The 18,447-nt window shown below is 48.6% G+C and carries 18 protein-coding genes; 12 read left to right on the forward strand and 6 right to left on the reverse strand.

Translation table 11 applies throughout. The annotated features are described in order from the left end of the window. Positions 1-17: 17 nt before the first annotated feature. Together GP475_RS04590 and glgA are read right to left on the reverse strand one after the other, a co-directional pair. The gene (locus GP475_RS04590; RefSeq protein WP_187975456.1) at positions 18-1,550 is read right to left on the reverse strand and encodes a GH32 C-terminal domain-containing protein; all 1,533 of its coding nucleotides are present in this window, start codon (positions 1,548-1,550) and stop codon (positions 18-20) included. Between the two features lie 112 nt (positions 1,551-1,662). Continuing rightward, positions 1,663-2,871, reverse strand: coding sequence for a glycogen synthase (gene glgA / locus GP475_RS04595; protein ID WP_263479369.1), 1,209 nt, complete (start codon positions 2,869-2,871; stop codon positions 1,663-1,665). 59 nt (positions 2,872-2,930) lie between these two features. Here glgA and glgC point away from each other — a divergent pair, with 59 nt between their 5' ends. Further along, entirely contained in the window at positions 2,931-4,151 is a 1,221-nt protein-coding gene (glgC, locus tag GP475_RS04600; protein ID WP_187975458.1) for a glucose-1-phosphate adenylyltransferase, read from the forward strand. 82 nt (positions 4,152-4,233) lie between these two features. Here the strand turns inward: glgC and GP475_RS04605 are convergent, their stop codons facing one another. Beyond that, a complete protein-coding gene (locus GP475_RS04605; protein ID WP_187975459.1) occupies positions 4,234-4,887 on the reverse strand; it encodes an O-methyltransferase in 654 nt (217 codons plus the stop codon). A gap of 101 nt (positions 4,888-4,988) precedes the next feature. Between GP475_RS04605 and sigE the strand changes: the two genes are divergently transcribed. From sigE to tatB, 3 genes are read left to right on the forward strand one after another with little or no spacing between them, the layout of a single operon-like run. Continuing rightward, complete coding sequence (sigE, locus tag GP475_RS04610) at positions 4,989-5,627, forward strand: RNA polymerase sigma factor SigE (RefSeq protein ID WP_187975460.1); 639 nt, start codon at positions 4,989-4,991, stop codon at positions 5,625-5,627. Between the two features lie 35 nt (positions 5,628-5,662). Continuing rightward, entirely contained in the window at positions 5,663-6,106 is a 444-nt protein-coding gene (locus GP475_RS04615; RefSeq protein WP_187975461.1) for an anti-sigma factor family protein, read from the forward strand. Between the two features lie 27 nt (positions 6,107-6,133). Continuing rightward, positions 6,134-6,556, forward strand: coding sequence for a Sec-independent protein translocase family protein (tatB, locus tag GP475_RS04620; protein WP_187975462.1), 423 nt, complete (start codon positions 6,134-6,136; stop codon positions 6,554-6,556). Here the strand turns inward: tatB and GP475_RS04625 are convergent. The 3 genes from GP475_RS04625 to GP475_RS04635 are packed head-to-tail and all read right to left on the reverse strand — an operon-like array spanning position 6,553 to position 9,618. Next, positions 6,553-7,683, reverse strand: coding sequence for an Mrp/NBP35 family ATP-binding protein (locus GP475_RS04625; protein WP_187975463.1), 1,131 nt, complete (start codon positions 7,681-7,683; stop codon positions 6,553-6,555). The genes tatB and GP475_RS04625 overlap by 4 nt on opposite strands. Before the next feature lie 6 nt (positions 7,684-7,689). Continuing rightward, positions 7,690-8,286 (reverse strand): DUF1003 domain-containing protein, encoded by a 597-nt coding sequence (locus GP475_RS04630; RefSeq protein ID WP_187975464.1) that lies wholly within the window; start codon positions 8,284-8,286, stop codon positions 7,690-7,692. Positions 8,287-8,289: 3 nt separating this feature from the next. Beyond that, positions 8,290-9,618, reverse strand: a complete 1,329-nt coding sequence (locus GP475_RS04635) for a magnesium transporter MgtE N-terminal domain-containing protein (RefSeq protein WP_187975465.1) — start codon at positions 9,616-9,618, stop codon at positions 8,290-8,292. A gap of 131 nt (positions 9,619-9,749) precedes the next feature. On the opposite strand from GP475_RS04635, the gene GP475_RS04640 reads away from it, so the two are divergent. From GP475_RS04640 to GP475_RS04675, 8 genes are all read left to right on the forward strand, one after another. Then, positions 9,750-10,277, forward strand: coding sequence for a general stress protein (locus GP475_RS04640; protein WP_187975466.1), 528 nt, complete (start codon positions 9,750-9,752; stop codon positions 10,275-10,277). A 2-nt stretch (positions 10,278-10,279) separates the two neighbouring features. Beyond that, the gene (locus GP475_RS04645; RefSeq protein WP_187975467.1) at positions 10,280-11,038 is read left to right on the forward strand and encodes a type 2 periplasmic-binding domain-containing protein; all 759 of its coding nucleotides are present in this window, start codon (positions 10,280-10,282) and stop codon (positions 11,036-11,038) included. A gap of 364 nt (positions 11,039-11,402) precedes the next feature. Continuing rightward, complete coding sequence (locus tag GP475_RS04650; protein ID WP_187975468.1) at positions 11,403-13,160, forward strand: polysaccharide biosynthesis protein; 1,758 nt, start codon at positions 11,403-11,405, stop codon at positions 13,158-13,160. A gap of 38 nt (positions 13,161-13,198) precedes the next feature. Continuing rightward, positions 13,199-14,362, forward strand: coding sequence for a DegT/DnrJ/EryC1/StrS family aminotransferase (locus tag GP475_RS04655; RefSeq protein ID WP_187975469.1), 1,164 nt, complete (start codon positions 13,199-13,201; stop codon positions 14,360-14,362). A 117-nt stretch (positions 14,363-14,479) separates the two neighbouring features. Continuing rightward, complete coding sequence (locus tag GP475_RS04660) at positions 14,480-15,352, forward strand: LCP family protein (protein ID WP_187975470.1); 873 nt, start codon at positions 14,480-14,482, stop codon at positions 15,350-15,352. An 8-nt stretch (positions 15,353-15,360) separates the two neighbouring features. Then, positions 15,361-15,963 (forward strand): sugar transferase, encoded by a 603-nt coding sequence (locus GP475_RS04665; protein ID WP_262485236.1) that lies wholly within the window; start codon positions 15,361-15,363, stop codon positions 15,961-15,963. 17 nt (positions 15,964-15,980) lie between these two features. Further along, on the forward strand, positions 15,981-17,216 hold the full coding sequence (locus GP475_RS04670) for an ATP-grasp domain-containing protein (RefSeq protein WP_187975472.1): 1,236 nt from the start codon (positions 15,981-15,983) through the stop codon (positions 17,214-17,216). Then, entirely contained in the window at positions 17,210-18,436 is a 1,227-nt protein-coding gene (locus GP475_RS04675; RefSeq protein WP_187975473.1) for an ATP-grasp domain-containing protein, read from the forward strand. Before GP475_RS04670 ends, GP475_RS04675 begins: the two co-directional genes overlap by 7 nt. Positions 18,437-18,447: the final 11 nt, after the last annotated feature.

The raw sequence follows: 18,447 nt of genomic DNA on the forward strand, positions 1-18,447 counted from the left end.
GCATTGTTGGGGATGGATTAGCGAACTAGGCCTTCGTCAATAGAATCATCTTCCCCCCACACATCTTCGTCTTCTGCCCAGAGATCCTCGATCGCAAAATCAGTGTCATCGAGATGAGCGAAAGCCTCCGAATAGTGATTTCGGGAACGACGTTCATAGGAGCGACGCAGTTCAGCATCGCCAGCCGTCGAAACCATGAACCCTGAGGCGCCTCCGTCGAAGTACACCCGACTACTGAGTGTAGCTACACCACCATCGGCAAAAACTTCTACCGTGGAGCCATCCACAATAATGGTTAAGGCGTCGGTGTCGCCTTCAATAAGTGGGGCTGAGGCCTGTGGATCACCCTTATGATGAGGATTCATTGAGCGGTCTAGCACCACGGAGTCCCCATGATGACTAATTCGGGCAGCTGGACGACCTTCACCGTCGAGGATATCTATCTGTAACTGTCCTCCGACGGGAATATCCGCAAGGCCTGTCCATGCTGCTGCAGAATCTGATTCTGCAATAGCGTCAATAAGACCTGCGGTGGGGGTTTGGTACAACACACCGCCTTGGAGTGTGACAACGCGCGGCAAACTTAAGCAATTTGCCCAGCCTTCTTCCTGCCAAGATAGGTGCTCTTCTGGTTTGTCCTGTCTTCCTGAACCATTCATCAAGCCAATGAGCACTGCCTGGTTGTAGCGCTCAGGATCAGCAAGAGTGCCAGGGGTGATGTTGGTATTACGCGGCCGGGTGAAATCATGGCCATAATCTAAGCGAGTAAACGGTGAAGTCACCCGGAACGTGGCGCCGTGAAGTTCACCCACGAGGTAGCCGGCAATTTCCTGGTCTTTCTGCTCAATGGTTACCAGTAAAATATCTCTGATTTCTTCATCAACTTCATCATGGAGGCGAATAATCCGGGGACTAACTACCGGTGTATCAGCGGGTAAACCGGTGGGGTTTTCAAAGGTTAGAGGTCCGAGGAGATGCCAATCCTGACCATCCGGCGAGGTCAATACCACCATGGTGGGGGTTTCGACTGGGCCAGTCAGAGCAAGCATCAGCCAGCCTTCATGACCTCCGGAGCGGTCTTCCTCGGTAAGCCACCCCGGGACGACACAGGGCGACCGGAAATCATGGAATTCTTCGGAGGCAGGCACGATTCGCCCAATCCTTTTGACCCCAGGATCGATAGTCGAACCTTCTTCGTCTACCTCAGTCATGCTCTCAAGGAGATTATTGAGTCTCGCTAGCTGAATTGTTGTTCCAGCATCTGTGACGGAGGTGAAATAAAGGTGGGCACCTGCACCGTGGGAGGTTACTGATCCGGCGCGAACTTTGAGTTCGCCGGCGCGAGGGGCAATGACATCATTGCAAATCTCCCAGTGAAAGGGGGTATGTTCCGCAATAACGTGAGCCCAGCGGGCAGGCTGATCCAATTTGGTCTGGAATTGATGGAATAGATGCCAATCCGACCCGTCGAGCAAGATTCCGGCTGGAGCGTTTAAAACCCCGATTTCGGCGGTGAGGTGAAGCTCAGGTCGATGGGTGGAAGTGGTCATAAACCGTGTCCTTTACTTGAAGATTCTTAACGGATTTCGCCCTAAATGACAGCCAGGATAGCGCTAACCCCCGGGTAGTGCAGTAGCTACACCCCGGAGGTGGTTGCCGACCTTAGATCAAAGAGCGGTAGACATCGACGGTTTCTTGGGCGATGCGTTCCCAGGAGAATTTCTCTTTAGCGCGGGTCAATCCTGCCGCCCCGAAGCCTCGGGCGCGTTGCTGATCTGTCGCGATCTGATTCACCGCAGAGGCAAGATCATGCTGAAAACTAGCTTCATCATGTTCATCCCAGTGCACTAATATGCCGGTTTCTCCATCAACCACAACCTCCGGGATGCCGCCCACATCAGAAGCAACTACCGCGGTAGAACACGCCATGGCCTCAAGATTCACAATGCCTAAGGGCTCATAAATGGAGGGGCACACAAACACATCGGCAGCACTTAGGATCTCTTGAAGTTTAGGCTTGGGCAACATTTCCTGAACCCAGTAAACCCCTTCACGCTCGGCTTGAAGTTCCTTGACTAAAGTACTGATTCGATCAGCAATAGCCGGGGTATCAGGAGCGCCGGCACACAGGACCAGCTGCACCCCATCATCAAATTCATGGGCGGCTTTCACTAAATGCTCTACCCCCTTTTGGTGGGTGATCCGTCCAACAAAGGCAACAATGGGCCGGTCTGGATCGACTCCAAGTTCGCAGAGCACTGAATTCTCAGCCTCCTCAAACGTGGGGCGAGGCTGCCAAAGCTCAGTATCTATGCCATTAAGAACGACGTGAATCCGGTTTTCGTCGATCCTGGGATACGCATCCAGAATGGCTTCTTTCATTTTTGCCGACACCGCGATGACTCCGTCGGCATACTCCATGGCATTTTTTTCCGACCACGAGGAAATGTCATACCCCCCGCCTAATTGCTCCCGCTTCCAGGGGCGGTGCGGTTCTAGTGAATGCGCTGTCGCTACATGGGGAATACCATGCAACCGGGCAGCTAGATGTCCACCTAACCCGGCGTACCAGGTGTGAGAGTGAACAACATCGACGTTGTTAGCGGCCTCAGCCATGCGAAGACCAGTAGAAAGAGTCTTGATTGCCGGATTGGCTTTTTCTAGGGCTGGGTCAACCCCATGAACAAAAACTCCTTCCTCATCTCTCGGAGCGCCCATGCAATGAACGTCAACCTCGACGATATTGCGCATAAAGCGCGTTAGCTCGGTAACGTGCACCCCAGCGCCGCCGTACACCTCTGGTGGATACTCTCTAGTCATCATTCCGACTCTCATAATCACGAGCCTAATCAGGTGTCCGCGAGGCTGCAGAGACGTGGTAAAGAACACCTTTGAAGCGCACAGTGAATTTTTCTAATAAGTTTGTATTTGTGAGGAGCCAACGCAACGTCCTAGCAATTGTTCTCGCCGGCGGCGAAGGAAAGCGGTTGTATCCACTCACCGCGGACCGTGCTAAGCCGGCCGTCCCTTTTGGCGGCACATATCGTCTGATTGACTTTGTGCTGTCAAACCTGGTCAATGCCGGATTCTTAAAAATTGCGGTATTGACTCAGTACAAGTCTCATTCCCTTGACCGGCATATTTCCCAAGCGTGGCAGCTATCTGGTCCAATTAGCCAATACATTGCCTCGGTACCTGCACAGCAGCGTCTGGGGAAGAGGTGGTTTACCGGTTCTGCCGATGCAATTTTGCAATCGATGAATCTCATCGACGATGAGAAACCAGAGTTTGTCATCGTCTTTGGCGCCGATCACGTCTATCGGATGGATCCGGGCCAGATGCTGGCTGAGCATATTGCCTCCGGGAAGAATTGTTCAGTCGCCGGAATTCGGGTTCCGCGCGAAGAAGCTACTGCTTTTGGGTGTATCCAAGCCAATGAGGATGGCACCATCACTGAATTCTTGGAGAAGCCAGCAGATCCACCCGGTACCCCGGATGATCCAAGTATGACCTATGCCAGCATGGGTAACTATATTTTCACTACTCAAGCATTGATTGATGCTTTGCGGGAAGATGAAGATGATGAGGATTCCAATCACGACATGGGCGGAGATATTATTCCCGCATTCGTAGCCAAGAACGATGCCCATGTCTATGACTTCACCAAGAATGAGGTTCCTGGGTCCACCGAGCGCGACCACGCCTATTGGCGCGACGTGGGTACGATTGATGCCTTCTATGAGGCACACATGGACCTGATTAGCGTGCACCCTGTGTTTAACCTGTACAACCATCGCTGGCCCATCCACTCCACTGACACCATGAATTTGCCACCCGCTAAGTTCGTTCAAGGCGGTATAGCGCAATCTTCCATGGTGGCAACCGGATGTATTATCTCTGGCGGAACGGTCCGAAATTCGGTGCTGTCTTCGGATGTTCATGTGGCTGAAGGCGCAACCGTCGAGGGTTCAGTGATTATGCCTGGGGTTCGGATCGGTAAGGGCGCGGTGGTTCGCCACGCCATCGTGGATAAGAACGTCAGAATCGGCGAAGAACAAATTATCGGAGTCGACCGCAGTAGAGATGAAGAACGGTTCACAGTTTCAGACGGTGGGGTAGTAGTTATTGGGAAGAACGCCGTGGTGGAATAGTCCCGACGCTGACACTGAAGTTCCACTGTCATAACCGAAAACCCAGAGCTGGATCGGGTTTTCGTGACTAAGCACCTAAGTCCTAACGTCGGGTAAGCAGCATCATTCCCGCGCCTAGGGGAAGTCGCGTAACTAGGGCTTGGTCATCTTCTTGAACACGTTCCCACAACTGCCGAGCTGCTTGCGTCGCCCGATCTTTTCGAGACTCATCAGCAACTGTTCCGTCAAGGAGGGCGTCGGCGAAAATCAAGACCCCACCGGTACTAAGGAGCGGCCACGCTGCTTCATAAATCGCAGGCAGATCTTCGGCCGGAACATCAGCATAAATTAGGTGATAGCTGCCAGTTGCCAGGCGCTTCATGACATCAAGGGGGCGGGCTGTCAAAAACCGGGCTTTGGTGCTGGAATACCCGGCGGCTCGAAAAGCATCGCGCGCCATTTTTTGGTGTTCCACCTCGGGGTCTATGCAGGTGAGAGTTTCCTTTTCGGACAACCCTCGCAAAATATGAAGCCCCACTGGTCCGAGGGCCGGGGTAATAGCCACCGCTCCGCCACCGCGTTCCTGGGTAGTTCGTGGTCCCAGGGAAGCAAGGGTTCCCAGGAGTTGGCCAGTTGCCTCATCGGGGGTATTTAAGCCATATTCTTCGGCGCCGCGCAACGCTTCACGCAACGCCGGCTGAGCCGGGGTGGATTCGGCAATATAGGCGCTCAAGGCATCAAATGCAGTATCACTCACACCGACTAGTGTACGTATCTCCCCAACCTTGGCGGGATTGACAGCATATTCTCAGCTTGACGGTTGGCTATTCGTCAGGCAAGCAGGGCACAATAACATTCATGATTTCCAGCGTGCCCGACCCGGAATCCACCAGGGACCTCGCCTCCTCGACGCCATACCCGACTGCAGGCACTGCCGCTTTTGATGCGGGAGAAGGCGAGATGCCAGAATGGGGAGATCTCGTCGCAGAACACGCTGATAGTGTTTATCGCCTGGCCTATCGCCTTTCCGGTAACCAACATGATGCCGAGGATTTAACCCAAGAGACGTTCATGCGGGTCTTTCGTTCGCTAAAAACCTACCGCCCCGGTTCCTTCAAAGGATGGCTGCACCGTATTACCACTAACCTCTTTTTGGACATGGTTCGGCACCGCAACCGCATCCGCATGGAAGCGCTGCCTGAAGATCAAGACCGTATCGCTGGCCGAACAGCTACCCCAGAAGAGGTGTACGACGACACTACGCTTGATCCCGCGTTGCAGTACGCATTAGATCACCTTGCTCCGGATTTCCGGGCAGCAGTAGTACTTTGCGATGTCATGGGATATTCCTATGAAGAGATTGCCAGCACCCTGGGCGTGAAAATGGGAACGGTGCGCTCTCGAATTCACCGCGGAAGAAGCCAAATCAGAGCGTGCCTAGAGGCTCGAGCCGAAGAAGATTCAGCTGCTCGTAGACTTATACCCGCCAGCTCCTAAAACTCTGGAGTATTCTAGGCCAGGTAAATTTTACTGTGACGAGTTTTTGCCTATTGATGCGGGTTGATGCGGGAGGCGGTGATGATATGGGATCACCCGGTAAACGGAGAGAATTTGCTTCAGTAGAGCACTTGGGTCCTGAGGCAATTGCCGCCTACGTTGATGGGGAAATGACTCCAGCCGCTAACCGGCGGGCAGAGTCTCATCTACGGCAATGCCCTGAGTGTCGGGCTGAGGTCCAGCAGCATCGTGGTACAGCGCATCGGGTGCGATGCAGTTCTGGGATGGGTGATGTTCATATCCCGCAGGCCTTGGTAGAGCGTCTCAACGATATCGCTGCGTGGTGTGCGCCGGGGCCGTCAGCTGAAGATACCCCGCATTGTCGGCCCGGGATTTGGGAACGGATTGACATGCTGCGCCGAGGTGCCTTGGGGAACGAAAACTCATCACAACAAATCAGCGGAACTCGGAGTCATTAGGCGAATCTCGTGTTTTCAATTGGCTCGATGGAAATTATCACCCTGCTGGTGCTGGGGCTTATCGTCATTGGTCCTGAGCGGTTACCCGGGGTTATTACTGATGTTCGAGCAGCAATCTATGCCGCCCGGAAAGCGATCAATAATGCTAAAGCCGAACTAGATGGAGAATTCCAAGGTATTGGGGAAGAATTCGAAGAATTTCGACAGCCTTTATCTCAGATCGCCCGGATTCAACGGATGGGGCCTAAAGCGGCAATTACGCGTGCTCTTTTTGAAGATGATGAGAATTTCTTGGATTCCTTTGATCCTAAGAAGGTGATGAAAGGCGAAACTCAGGGAGAGGCTTTCCGAAAACAACAATCCCCGACGCCGGAATCTGAGCAACGCCCCGTCAGAGATAGCGAAAAACCACCTCGGACGGGTGGTTTTTCGTGGGATGATATTACTTAGGATCCATGTACTCCCAGGTTAAGGCTGCGACCCAGTAAAGAGTCACGACGGACTTTAAGTTTGTGGGCAAGGTCTCGAACAGCGCGTCCAGCCGGGGACTCTGGCTCTGAAATTGCCACCGGTGTACCTTGATCCCCATGGATCCTCAGAGCTGGATCAAGTGGAATACTTCCCAGGAGAGATACATCATCCCCACTGAGCAGTCTTAGCCTTTCTACCACGTGTTCACCGCCTCCGGATCCGAAAATATCCATGGTGCTGCCGTCGGGCATAACCATGGCTGACATGTTTTCAATCACCCCAGCAATTCTTTGCTGAGTTTGTTGTGCAATTGAACCAGCGCGTTCAGCAACTTCAGCAGCAGCAGCTTGGGGGGTGGTCACAATTAACAACTCCGCATTGGGAACCAGTTGGGCCACGGAGATAGCAACATCTCCGGTTCCGGGAGGGAGATCAAGTAAAAGGACATCTAGATCTCCCCAGAAGACGTCAACGAGGAATTGCTGGATTGCTCGATGAAGCATGGGGCCACGCCACATGACTGGGGCATTGCCCTCAATAAAATGCCCTATCGATATGATCTTCACCCCGTGAGCAATCGGCGGCAGGATCATATCGTCCACCTGAGTGGGGCGGTCCTGGGAACCCATCATGTGGGGAATTGAGTGCCCATAAATATCGGCATCAATGATGCCCACCTTGAGTCCACTAGCAGCCAAGGCAGTAGCTAAATTAACGGTAACAGATGATTTCCCCACCCCGCCTTTACCGGAGGCCACCGCGAAAACGCGGGTAGTGGACTCTGGTTGAGCAAAGGGGATAGTAGGCTCTGCGTGGCTCCCACGGAGTTTATTCCTCAATTCTCGACGCTGGTCAGCGCTCATAACATCGAAAGTGACACTGACCTCACCGACACCGTCAATATCTTCCACTGCGGCTTTAGTGTTGTTCAGGAGAGTGCTTTTCATCGGGCACCCGGCAATGGTCAGATATATCTCCACCGCTACATCGGTGCCGGAAATGTCAATGGATTTAACCATCCCAAGCTCAGTAATAGGACGGCCGAGTTCAGGATCTTCGACTCGGGAAAGTGCTTCGTTAACGAGTGATTTATCAAGAGTAGACATCGCGGACTATCTTAACTCTCCAGGATTGAGGTGGTTGTGACCTGGAGTTGATGATTCTCCAATGACATCGCCTTGGGTGGGCTCACTGAGATGATGGTGGGCGTCTTGTTGGTCCGCAGAAACATCATCGAGTCGGGCTTCAATACGTTCCAACACGTTGTGGAGATCCTCAAGCTCATGTCGCAAATAATCACGTGACACCATGTCTCCAATGGCTAAGCGGACACCGGCAAGCTCTCGGGCGAGGAATTCAGTATCTGCCTTGGTTTGTTCTGAGCGATGCCGATCTTGCTGGAGGGCTAGTTTATCGCGATCTTCTTGACGGTTCTGGGCTAACAAAATTAACGGCGCCGCATAGGCTGCCTGGGTCGAGAAAGCCAGGTTGAGGAGGATGAAGGGGTAGGGGTCCCAATTCCATTTGTAACCACCGACGTTGAGGGCAATCCAGGCCACCACGATGACGGTTTGCCACATCAAATAGCTGCCCGTGCCGAAGAACCGGGCGACCTTTTCTGCGGCTGCTCCTACGGACTCATCGTCGATTTTGAATAGTCGACGCCGGGAGGCGGTTACCGGGGTGTCGAGATCATAAGAGTTAACCATGGGTTATGCCTCCGCTGTAGGGGTAGTGGATACCGACTCAAGGGTGGTGGCTCCGGGCTCCGGTTCTAGTCGCCAATCATCTTCGCGCCAGCCTTCCGGCAGGAGATGATCAAGAAGGTCGTCGATAGCAACAGCGCCTAATAAATGCTTGTCCTCATCAAGGACGGGACCACAGACCAGGTTATAGGTGGCGAAATATCGAGCTGCGGTTTCTTGAGAATCCGTGGCATAGAGTGGGGGAAGGTCAGGATCTAAAACTCCTGCCACTAGACTTGCGGGAGGTTCTCTTAACAGGCGTTGCAGATGGACGCATCCAAGATAACGGCCGGTGGGTGTAGCAGTGGGGGGTCGAACCACAAACACCATTGAAGACAATGAAGTAGGCAGATCAGGATCACGTGCTAAAGCCAGGGCTTCAGCAACCGTTGTTTGAGGCGTCAGAATCAAAGGCTCTGTGGTCATCAGCGCACCCACGGTATCTGGAGAGAAGCTCATGAGACGTCGAACGGGAGCCGATTCCTCTGGATCCATGAGACCGAGAAGTACCTCTGCGCGGGGCTCAGGAAGTTCGGCCAGGAGGTCAGCAGCGTCGTCAGGATCCATTTCTTCGAGGACGTCTGCGGCACGTTCGATCCCCAATGATTCTAACAACGCTGTTTGTTCATCTTCGGGCAACTCTTGGAGAATATCTGCTAGCCGTTGATCATTGAGTTCACGGGCTACTTGTTCCCGAGTTTGTTTCGGCAAATCAGACAAAATATTGGCGACGTCTGCAGGACGCAAATCATCAAATCCTGCGATCATTTCTACCGTGGCATTGGAGACGTCGTGGATCTCTGGGGCGATACCGTGAATATGCTGGAACGGGATAGTGGATAATGAGGGGGTACGGCCAAATTTAGGGCGCTCGCTGAAAACCGCGACGCGGCTGATGATCCAATCCCGAGAGCGAGTGCGTTCTAACTCAACGTCTGCGATTTCGAGGGGGCGGTCGTGCAAATCGGGAGAGTCTGGATCATCGGTGTGAACTTTGGTGCCAATAATATCGCCCAAAATTGTTGCTTCACCGGCTCGCGGGACAAAGGTGCGAAGGGACACCGACCCGGTGGTGAGGGTGATGTCACCTGGCTCGATAGAGGCGATACGGAGCATCGGGAGAAAAATTCGTCGTTTTGTGTTGAGTTCAACAACTAGACCAAGGGCGCGGGAGACGTGCCCTTGTGGTCTTAAGCCAGAAACAACATCACGTACCCGCCCAAAAGGCTCGCCGTCCGGGGTATGGATCACCATCCCTCGGAGACGACCAGCATAAACGCGGTTAATCAAACTCATACTTTGAGAGTTTAAAAGATGAGTATGAGGGAACCTAACTACAAGAAGGGCGATTCTTGGAACAAAAAGGGATGCTTATGCGTTATGTACACAGTGATGGTTATCCGCCAGGGAGAGGATGGAGAACAACGATGGTTCAGCCGGATCCACAACGTCGAAATAGTGCAGTGTTGCGGGAGCGGCGACGGCCCTCGGGATGGCCAGTAGGAAGCTTTAGTACCTATGAACAGGCCCAAGCTGCCGTAGATATGCTGTCCGATAAAGAATTCCCAGTCAATGAAATCAGCATTGTCGGGGTGGACTTGATTGAAGTGGAAAATGTTACCGGACGTTTGACGTGGGCTAAGGTTCTGCTCTCTGGAGCCGCCAGCGGTGCCTGGATGGGGGTGTTTATTGGTCTACTCCTGGGGATCTTTGGCGAAGGCTGGTTATCACCACTTCTCACCGGCATACTCATGGGCGTAATTTTTGGCACTATCATGGCTGCAGTACCTTATGCGGCATCCCAAGGGCGTCGAGACTTTACTTCCTCGACCACCATAGTTGCTGGTCGATATGATGTTATTTGCACTCCTCAGAGGGCTCGAGAGGCTCGGGATTTAATTGCGGCAAGCGGCATAGCTACCGCTCGTCATTTCACTGGTGAGGAAGGCGCATAACGATGCTTAACGGACAGCCATCTCCGGCTAAGGCCGTCATGCTTTCTGTGACGGTGGTGAGCATAGGGGCCGTGTTAGGGGCATGTGCCAAGGCTGAGCCTGGGGCCGCTCCGATTCAAGACGAGGATCAAGCCGTCGTTATTGGGGTTAACGTCAGCTCTATGGAAGAAATGCTCCTCGGGGAGCTGTTCAAACAAGCATTAGATGCCGAAGGTATCAAAGCCACCGTTCAGGTTGATAGTTCCTCTACTAATCAAACTCCGATAGCACTATTGAACAAAGGCCATGTGGATATGGCCTTTGGGTGTACCGGTGAGCTATTGGAGAGACTCCACCCCAGCGCTGTGGCGGACATTTCTCAGAAGGTCAGCGGCAAGGATGGGGGTGAGGCTCAGGCTAAAGCTCAAGAGGAAGTGTATAAAGCCGTGGCGGCAGCACTGCCTGCAATGTATTCTCTTACTGATCCTTCCACCGCTCAAGGATGTAGCGGAGAAGCACAGCAGACAGATGTGGATCAAAAGCTGCCGGAAAATATTGTTCTGGTCTTTAGAAAAACCTCGGTTAATCGCCGCACCTATGAAGTGATGAATACTGTGAATCGAACGATCACCACCGATGATCTTGAAGACATGCTCAAGGATGCGAAGCGTAACACCTCGATTTCGGAAACCGTGAGTGAATACTTGGCTACCCACAATTTAGGGGGTGGAGAAGACACCGGGAGATCAATCAAGAGCAAGGATGAGATGACCGACATATAACTTAACGTCAGCCCAACGTTTAGTGCCGAGCATTGGGCCATTTTATCGGGAAGCATTCGCGTTGCGGACATAAGAACTATGGTCTGGCCCTACGGGGGGGCGACGAACAGGGTTTTTACTATCTAATGAAAAACAGAGCACTGTCGGGATGTGCAAGGTTATGACTGCGGCGTCATTCACTATCGGGCCCGACGGCGTAAGGGAAAGGGGAGGGAACATTGTACAGGATGAAAAGCGCCTAAAAATATCTATACAGATGTTCGTGAACATGATTAACTAAAACAGTTATGAAATTGCTATATTCTTCTACCGTCTAAGGAATAGATGTTAGAACTGACTCATGGCTGTACGTTAAGAGGTTCATGTGAATACCGGTGTGCAACACTACAAAGTTCCGCAACCAATCTCAGATGCGGTATTGTGGCTTATTGCGGGTGCGATTGCGGGAACCTTGCAGTTCAGCCTCGGCGACGAGCCCCAACGCTGGATGAGTGCCTTGTTGTTTGGGGCGGTAGCCGCGGGATTTCATACACTCTTTAGTCTTAGCTTAAGGAAGCGTCGACATTCCTGCCTTGAAGGGTCATTTGAAGACTCTTTATTCATGTTGCTGATTGTTTGGGGCGGTGCATCGGCTAGCGTCTTCGTGGTCATCGCTCTTATACATATAAGGAGTCTTCCCACCTGGGAAATGCTTCTCAGTACGCCGCTTATGGCGGGACTATTAATGTTGGGATTAACAGCGTGGGAAAGATCTAAATATAACGATAGACACCATCCCGCCGGCGTTAAAGGCACAAAGGTACTTGTTGTTGGTGCAGGTGAAGCCGGTTATTGGTTGGTCCGTTCGCTAAGTGATATCCACGCCAGCCCGTATCAGGTGGTGGGGCTCATTGATGACGACCCTAAAAAACTGGGGACCCGACTGGGCGGGGCTGTGAAAGTGCTGGGTGGGCGTGAAGAGCTAGGCAACCTAGCTAAACGTCTTCACGTTGATACTGTTCTTTTTGCTATTCACAATATCTCTGATGAAGGGATTAGAGATTACGCGAAAACTTGCACTCAGCATGGATTGAAAATGCTGATTCTGCCGAGTATTGAGCAAATGTTTCACAGAGAACTTAATGTTCACCGAATTCGAGAAATCAAAATCGAAGATCTATTGGGGCGTCGTCAAATTACCACGGACCTTAGCCAGATCTCCGACTATATTTCGCAGCGGCGAGTACTAGTTACGGGAGCAGGTGGCTCAATTGGATCTGAAATCTGCCGGCAAGTACATCTATTGGAGCCTTCGGAACTTATAATGTTGGATCGCGATGAAAATGCGCTCCATGCGATCCAATTGGATATATATGGACAAGCACTTTTAAATACACCGGATATGGTGTTATGTGATATTAGGGACCAAGAAGCGTTATCCAAAATATTTAAAAAACATAAACCGCAGGTAATATTCCACGCTGCCGCTTTAAAACATCTACCTATGTTGGAATTATATCCAGAAGAAGGCTGGAAAACTAACACCCTGGGCAGTTATAACCTACTCAGATTAGCAGTAGAATATGGCGTTGAATGTTTTGTTAATATATCAACTGATAAAGCAGCCGATCCTACATCAACATTAGGAAGAACAAAAAGATTAGCGGAACAGCTGACTGCATATTTTGCGAAAATAACTAATAAGCCGTACGTATCAGTCAGATTTGGAAATGTATTAGGCTCCCAAGGATCAGTATTTCATACCTTCAAGCATCAAATTGAACATGGAGGACCGATAACTGTTACCCATCGAGACGTGGAAAGATATTTCATGACAATTCCAGAAGCTTGTCAATTAGTGATTCAAGCTGGGGCTATCGGGCGGCCGGGAGAAGTCATGGTACTTGATATGGGCGAGCCGGTAAAGATTTATGAAATGGCCAAGCGAATGATTGATATGAGCAAAAAAGATGTAGAAATAATTATCACCGGATTAAGACCAGGTGAGAAAATGAGCGAAATATTACTGTCAGCTACAGAGGATGCGGATAGACCGTACCACCCACTAATCTCGCATGTGCCGGTTACACCTGTAGACGCTGAAAAAATTTATGAAAAAAGAACATATGCAATAGCTGGATAGACGAGTTAATAACAAAAATTAAGATTAAAGGCAAGATTATGAGTAGAATTCCTTTTGCTAAGCCTGATATCACCGAAAAGGAAGTGCAAGCAGCTGCAGATGCAATTCGATCAGGTTGGGTTACGACAGGAGAAAATGCGGAGAAATTTGAAACAGAATTTGCACAATATCTTGGCAGTTCGGAATTACAATGTGTTGCAGTAAACTCCGCGACCGCTGCGTTGCATCTAGCGGTAGAGGCCTTAGGAATTGGCCCTGGGGATGAGGTGTTAGTACCAACATGGACTTTCACATCAACAGCTGAAGTAGTCCGCTATGTAGGGGCAGATCCAGTCTTAGTGGATAGCAATCCAAATACGTATTTAATGTCTCTTGAGGATGCGGAAACCAAGGTCAGTCCGATGACAAAAGCGATAATACCGGTCCATTTTGCAGGCCTACCGGTCAATCGTGACGCGCTTAATAAATTCGCTCATTCGCATCAACTAAAAGTCATTGAGGATGCCGCACATAGCCTACCAACGATGAGTGGTGGAAGAATGATTGGCGATATCCAGCCAGAAGATGCCACGGAAGCAGTGTGCTTCTCTTTCTATGCCACAAAAACTATGACTACCGGAGAAGGTGGCATGCTAGTCACGCGAAATAAGGCGCTGGCGCGACGGGCAAAGACCATGCGTTTGCATGGAATTTCCAGAGATGTTTTTGACCGATATTCATCGCTGGACGCTTCGTGGTTTTATGAGGTTATAGCTCCAGGATTTAAATATAATCTCGGCGATATCGCGGCTGCTATTGGCCGAGTTCAGCTAGGACGTCTTGATGAAATGACTGCTAGAAGAACGGAAATTGCTCGACGGCTGACAGTAGAATTAGATGGACTTCCAATAAAATTACCAGTACAAGAAAGCGAAGCAAGGGGACATAGCTGGCATCTTTATGCCATACAAATATTGTCAGATTCTAGAGTGGATCGTGACACTTTCATCCAGGTGATGCGGGAAAATGAAATAGGTTGCTCGGTCCACTTTATTCCTTTGCACAAGCATCCTTATTATAAACAACAATATAGTTATAAACCCGAGGAATTTCCTGTTGCGGAAGAATGTTTCCGTAAAACTGTTTCGTTGCCGATCTACAGCTCACTATCTGATGATGAGGTAACTCGTATCATTGAAACGATAAAAAAAATTGTTGTTTGAAAATCGCGATACAAGAAAATTCTGAAATTTGCTATGAACAGAAAATATGTTACCGCCTTATTGGCGATAATGCTATTAATTACATTAATAATATCGGTGATATTCAGTTATAGCTATATGAAGATCAACCGGCAAATTACACGGATTGATGTAGGAACAGTCGAAGATACCGGGCGTCCAGAAATTAATCAAAATTCAATGAACTTTTTGATTCTTGGAACAGATGCGCGCAATAGCGATCCGAATATATCCGAATGGGAGGAGAGAGGCCAACGCAGTGATACAATAATGATAATTCAAGTAGAAAAGATATCGCACAAAATAAATGTATTAGAATTGCAACGCGATACTTGGGTAGATATTCCAGGATACGGAAAGGGAAAACTTAATTGGGCATATAGTTATGGAGGAATGCCCTTAGCGATAAGAACCGTAGAGAATTTCAGCGGTATAAGAATTGATCATTGTGCAGTAGCTAACTTCAACGGATTTGTAAAACTTACTGATGCTGTAGGCGGCGTGGATATGAGCACGACCACTGAAGGTACAAAGCATTACGATGGAAAATCTGCATTGAATTTCGTGCGAGAACGATATCAATTGCCTAATGGGAACTTTGATCGGACACGGCGTCAAATGCTATGGATTCAAGCAATATATCAAACAATTCAAGAACAAGGAATTCTTAAAAACGCAGCCAAAATAAACAGTTTCATCGATATTTTATCAGAATCTATCGTCGTAGATAGAAATTTTGAATTTTCAGATGTCCGCCAATTAATGAAAAGCTTTTATAACATGGCTGATGATGATTTACTTTTTATATCAATGCCAAATAAGGGTGTGGGCACCGAAGGTGATCAATCTATTGTCATTGCTGACCCAGAAGCTATGAATCAGTTAGCTGATGCATGGCGTACCGATCAAGTGTCTCAATTTGTTCGCGATAATCCGAAGATATTAACTTTAGATAAAGGACAGGTTTTTTAATGCGTGGTGTGAAGAATAAAGATTGCAGTTACATTTTAATAAAAAATACTTTAGATTTATTATGCGCAATTTTATTGTTTCCCACATTGGTATTGACACTCATTATAGTTGGCCCTGCAATTTATTTAACTAGCGGTGGTCCCATAATTTATCGCTCTCTAAGAAGAGGGATGAATGGGCAGACGTTTGTTATATATAAATTCAGGACGATGATTAATAATGCTCCTGATATAAGGAAGCCGGATTACTCTACCGTCAATGGTGTGGAGGATCCACGAGTAACTAAAATAGGCGGCATATTAAGAAAAACCTCCATTGATGAGCTGCCTCAGCTTATTAATGTTCTCAAGGGGAATATGTCAATAATTGGTCCTAGGCCTGATATGTCGACAAGAAGTTATAAAGATTTGGGTGATCTAGAAAAGAAGCGGTTAGTAGTGAAACCTGGAATTACCGGTTTTACTCAAGCATATTACCGTAATTCCATTCCTGCGAGTGAAAAATATATCAAGGACTGTTATTATGTGGATAATATGAGTGTTTATCTTGACTTTAAAATATTGGTCCGAACTTTACTAGCAGTCGTATCAGCTAAGAATATCGTGAGTTAATAGGCCGGTATGTGGATATGCGAGAGAGTATTATTATATTAGGCGCATCTGTTCTTCAAATTCCATTAATTAAAAAAGCCGCAGATTTGGGTTACCGGACAGTCGTCTTAGATCGTAATTCCAACGCTGACGGTAGGTTTCTCTGTGATGAGTTCTTTGAGATATCGACTGTCGATAGGGTTGGGGTAGAGAAAGTAGCAGAACGAATTGATCCTGTTGCAATTATTACTGCAGCAACTGATTTACCGATTAACGTTATATCTTCTGTCTCTAAGAAACTTGGCCTGAAGTCAATTGGGCCCGATTGTGCGCGTCGGTGCACGAATAAAGCGGAGATGATGGGGGCGCTGAAAAGTGTAGATTTAGCGATACCACGATATACAGTCGTTAGTAGTTACGATGATTTTAGATCTGCGGCTTTTGAACTAGCTAGTATAGACTCATCATCCGACCTTGCTTCGATGAATGAATGCAAAGCAGCTTTTGATCCAGATATTTTGATTAAACCTGTGGATTGTTCTGGTTCTCGTGGGGTTGTGAAGATCGCTTCATTGAAAGATCAAGATCTGCGATTTGCATGGAAATACTCGACTGCAGCGTCGACCTATGGGAAATTTATTGTATCTGAATTCATGCATGGTCCAGAAGTGTCGGTTGAGATGTTCATGGAAGGCGGTCGGGTACGGTTTGCTGAGATCACAGACAAAGCTACGACTGGTTCTCCAGAATTCGTAGAAATTGGTCATAGTCAGCCTTGCATGCTTGCAGCAGATATTCAAGAAAATATTTTAACTTTAGCCGAGGACGCGGTTGATGTTCTTGGAATAGATGAAGGACCAGCGCATGTAGAGATTATTGTTGATAGAGAAGAAACTCCAAGAATTGTAGAAGTAGGTGCTCGGCTAGGTGGCGACTTTATAACGTCCCATCTTGTACCACTGTCTACTGGAGTCGATTTGTTGGCCGCCACAATTAACCACGCCTGTGGCAAGCGCGCAGATTTTCGCAGAACAAAGCAACAGGGAACAGCTATTCGGTACATTTTACCGTACTTTAATTCCGACAGATTTGCTAAGTGCGGAAACCACGTAGTTAAAGGCGTTGTCCATGCGCATTTGCCTGAGACCATTTCGGCTTTATCGGAAGGAAAATTGGATTCAGCTTCACGAATTGGTGAAGTGATATGTACTGGTAAAGATGTTAATGAGGCCCGTCAACGGTGTCTTCAATGGAGTGGGGAGAAAATATGGTGAACATCGAAGGCATTACCTTAAGAAATCACTCGATCGGTTCAGGATCTGGTCGTTATAAATTAGCCTTGTTGGGTGCAGGTCGCGCCAATCTAGGCCTAGCAAAATGCGCTAAACGAATGGGTATTCAGTTGAGTGTCTTGACTGAATACCGGGATGAAAAATACCCGTGCTTACTATATGCGGATAAGATCATAGAGTGTGATATAACTGACATTAATTGGGTCTTATCTTCCTTGCGGAAATATGATATAGACGGCGTGGTAAGTACCTGCTCTGATACTCCACTGCTGGCACAAGCGTATCTCGTAACCGAAAAAAATCTTATCGGGCCGTCTGTTTTTACTGCTGAAGCTTGCGTTTCTAAAAAACTATTAAAAGAAAAATTAAATGATCAGAAGGTAAATACGCCAAAAGCATTCATTATTGATGAAAATTCAACAGATCAGGACATAGTGAACAATTTGCAATTGCCGGTAATCGCTAAACCGATTGTTGGACAAGGGTCCGCCGGGGTTGAAATCTTAGACACGGTAGAAGAAATTAGCAATTGGAGGAATACGCACCCGTCTGAAAAATGGGTAGTGGAAGAATATTTAGACATATCCTATGAATTTGGGGCACAAGCATTTTTGGCTGACGGAGAGATAATATTTATTGAATTCCATAATGATGAGGTTCTCTCCAAGAATAATCCCATCCCTGTACTGCACAGTTTTCCATTTAAACATACAAGTATTATGGAAGATGCTAGAATCCAAGCAGTAAATGCGATTAATGCCCTAAAAATCACGACAGGAGCAGTAAATATCGATTTTGCCTATAGTAAAGGTGAGATTTATGTAATTGAGATCACAAATCGCGCCGGGGCTAACGGACTGGTCGAAAGTATCTCGAGTCGTTTTGGGATTGATTATAATGAACTAATTATCCGAGAAGCATTGGGGTTGGGTGTCGAGGAGTTATGGCGAAATAGGTGTGATCCTCAACCGGCAATAGCAGTCAGAATGTTGTATTCAAATGACAGGAAAAAAATAACTCGTGTCAGAGTAACTGGTGAAACGCCAAATTCTAATCTCACTTCCTTTCTTACAACCATGACGACAGTGTCAGCACCAACATCATCAAATGATTACGTTGGGCAACTTTTAGTGCATGGAGACACGCTAGAGGAAGTAGAAGCGGAATTGCAAGTGTTACTAGAAAAGGTTGAATACGAGTAGCGGATCTACCA

Source organism: Corynebacterium poyangense (assembly GCF_014522205.1).
Taxonomy (GTDB): domain Bacteria; phylum Actinomycetota; class Actinomycetes; order Mycobacteriales; family Mycobacteriaceae; genus Corynebacterium; species Corynebacterium poyangense.

What these genes read in the sequence shown, in the direction of transcription:
- GP475_RS04670 (WP_187975472.1), top strand. Translation starts at nt 15,981, where the DNA reads ATGCGAGAGAGTATTATTATATTAGGCGCATCTGTTCTTCAAATTCCA.
- GP475_RS04675 (WP_187975473.1), top strand. Translation starts at nt 17,210, where the DNA reads ATGGTGAACATCGAAGGCATTACCTTAAGAAATCACTCGATCGGTTCA.
- GP475_RS04630 (WP_187975464.1), bottom strand. Translation starts at nt 8,286, where the DNA reads ATGGTTAACTCTTATGATCTCGACACCCCGGTAACCGCCTCCCGGCGT.
- GP475_RS04655 (WP_187975469.1), top strand. Translation starts at nt 13,199, where the DNA reads ATGAGTAGAATTCCTTTTGCTAAGCCTGATATCACCGAAAAGGAAGTG.
- GP475_RS04625 (WP_187975463.1), bottom strand. Translation starts at nt 7,683, where the DNA reads ATGTCTACTCTTGATAAATCACTCGTTAACGAAGCACTTTCCCGAGTC.
- GP475_RS04645 (WP_187975467.1), top strand. Translation starts at nt 10,280, where the DNA reads ATGCTTAACGGACAGCCATCTCCGGCTAAGGCCGTCATGCTTTCTGTG.
- GP475_RS04660 (WP_187975470.1), top strand. Translation starts at nt 14,480, where the DNA reads ATGAAGATCAACCGGCAAATTACACGGATTGATGTAGGAACAGTCGAA.
- GP475_RS04590 (WP_187975456.1), bottom strand. Translation starts at nt 1,550, where the DNA reads ATGACCACTTCCACCCATCGACCTGAGCTTCACCTCACCGCCGAAATC.
- GP475_RS04640 (WP_187975466.1), top strand. Translation starts at nt 9,750, where the DNA reads ATGGTTCAGCCGGATCCACAACGTCGAAATAGTGCAGTGTTGCGGGAG.
- tatB (WP_187975462.1), top strand. Translation starts at nt 6,134, where the DNA reads ATGGAAATTATCACCCTGCTGGTGCTGGGGCTTATCGTCATTGGTCCT.
- sigE (WP_187975460.1), top strand. Translation starts at nt 4,989, where the DNA reads ATGATTTCCAGCGTGCCCGACCCGGAATCCACCAGGGACCTCGCCTCC.
- GP475_RS04635 (WP_187975465.1), bottom strand. Translation starts at nt 9,618, where the DNA reads ATGAGTTTGATTAACCGCGTTTATGCTGGTCGTCTCCGAGGGATGGTG.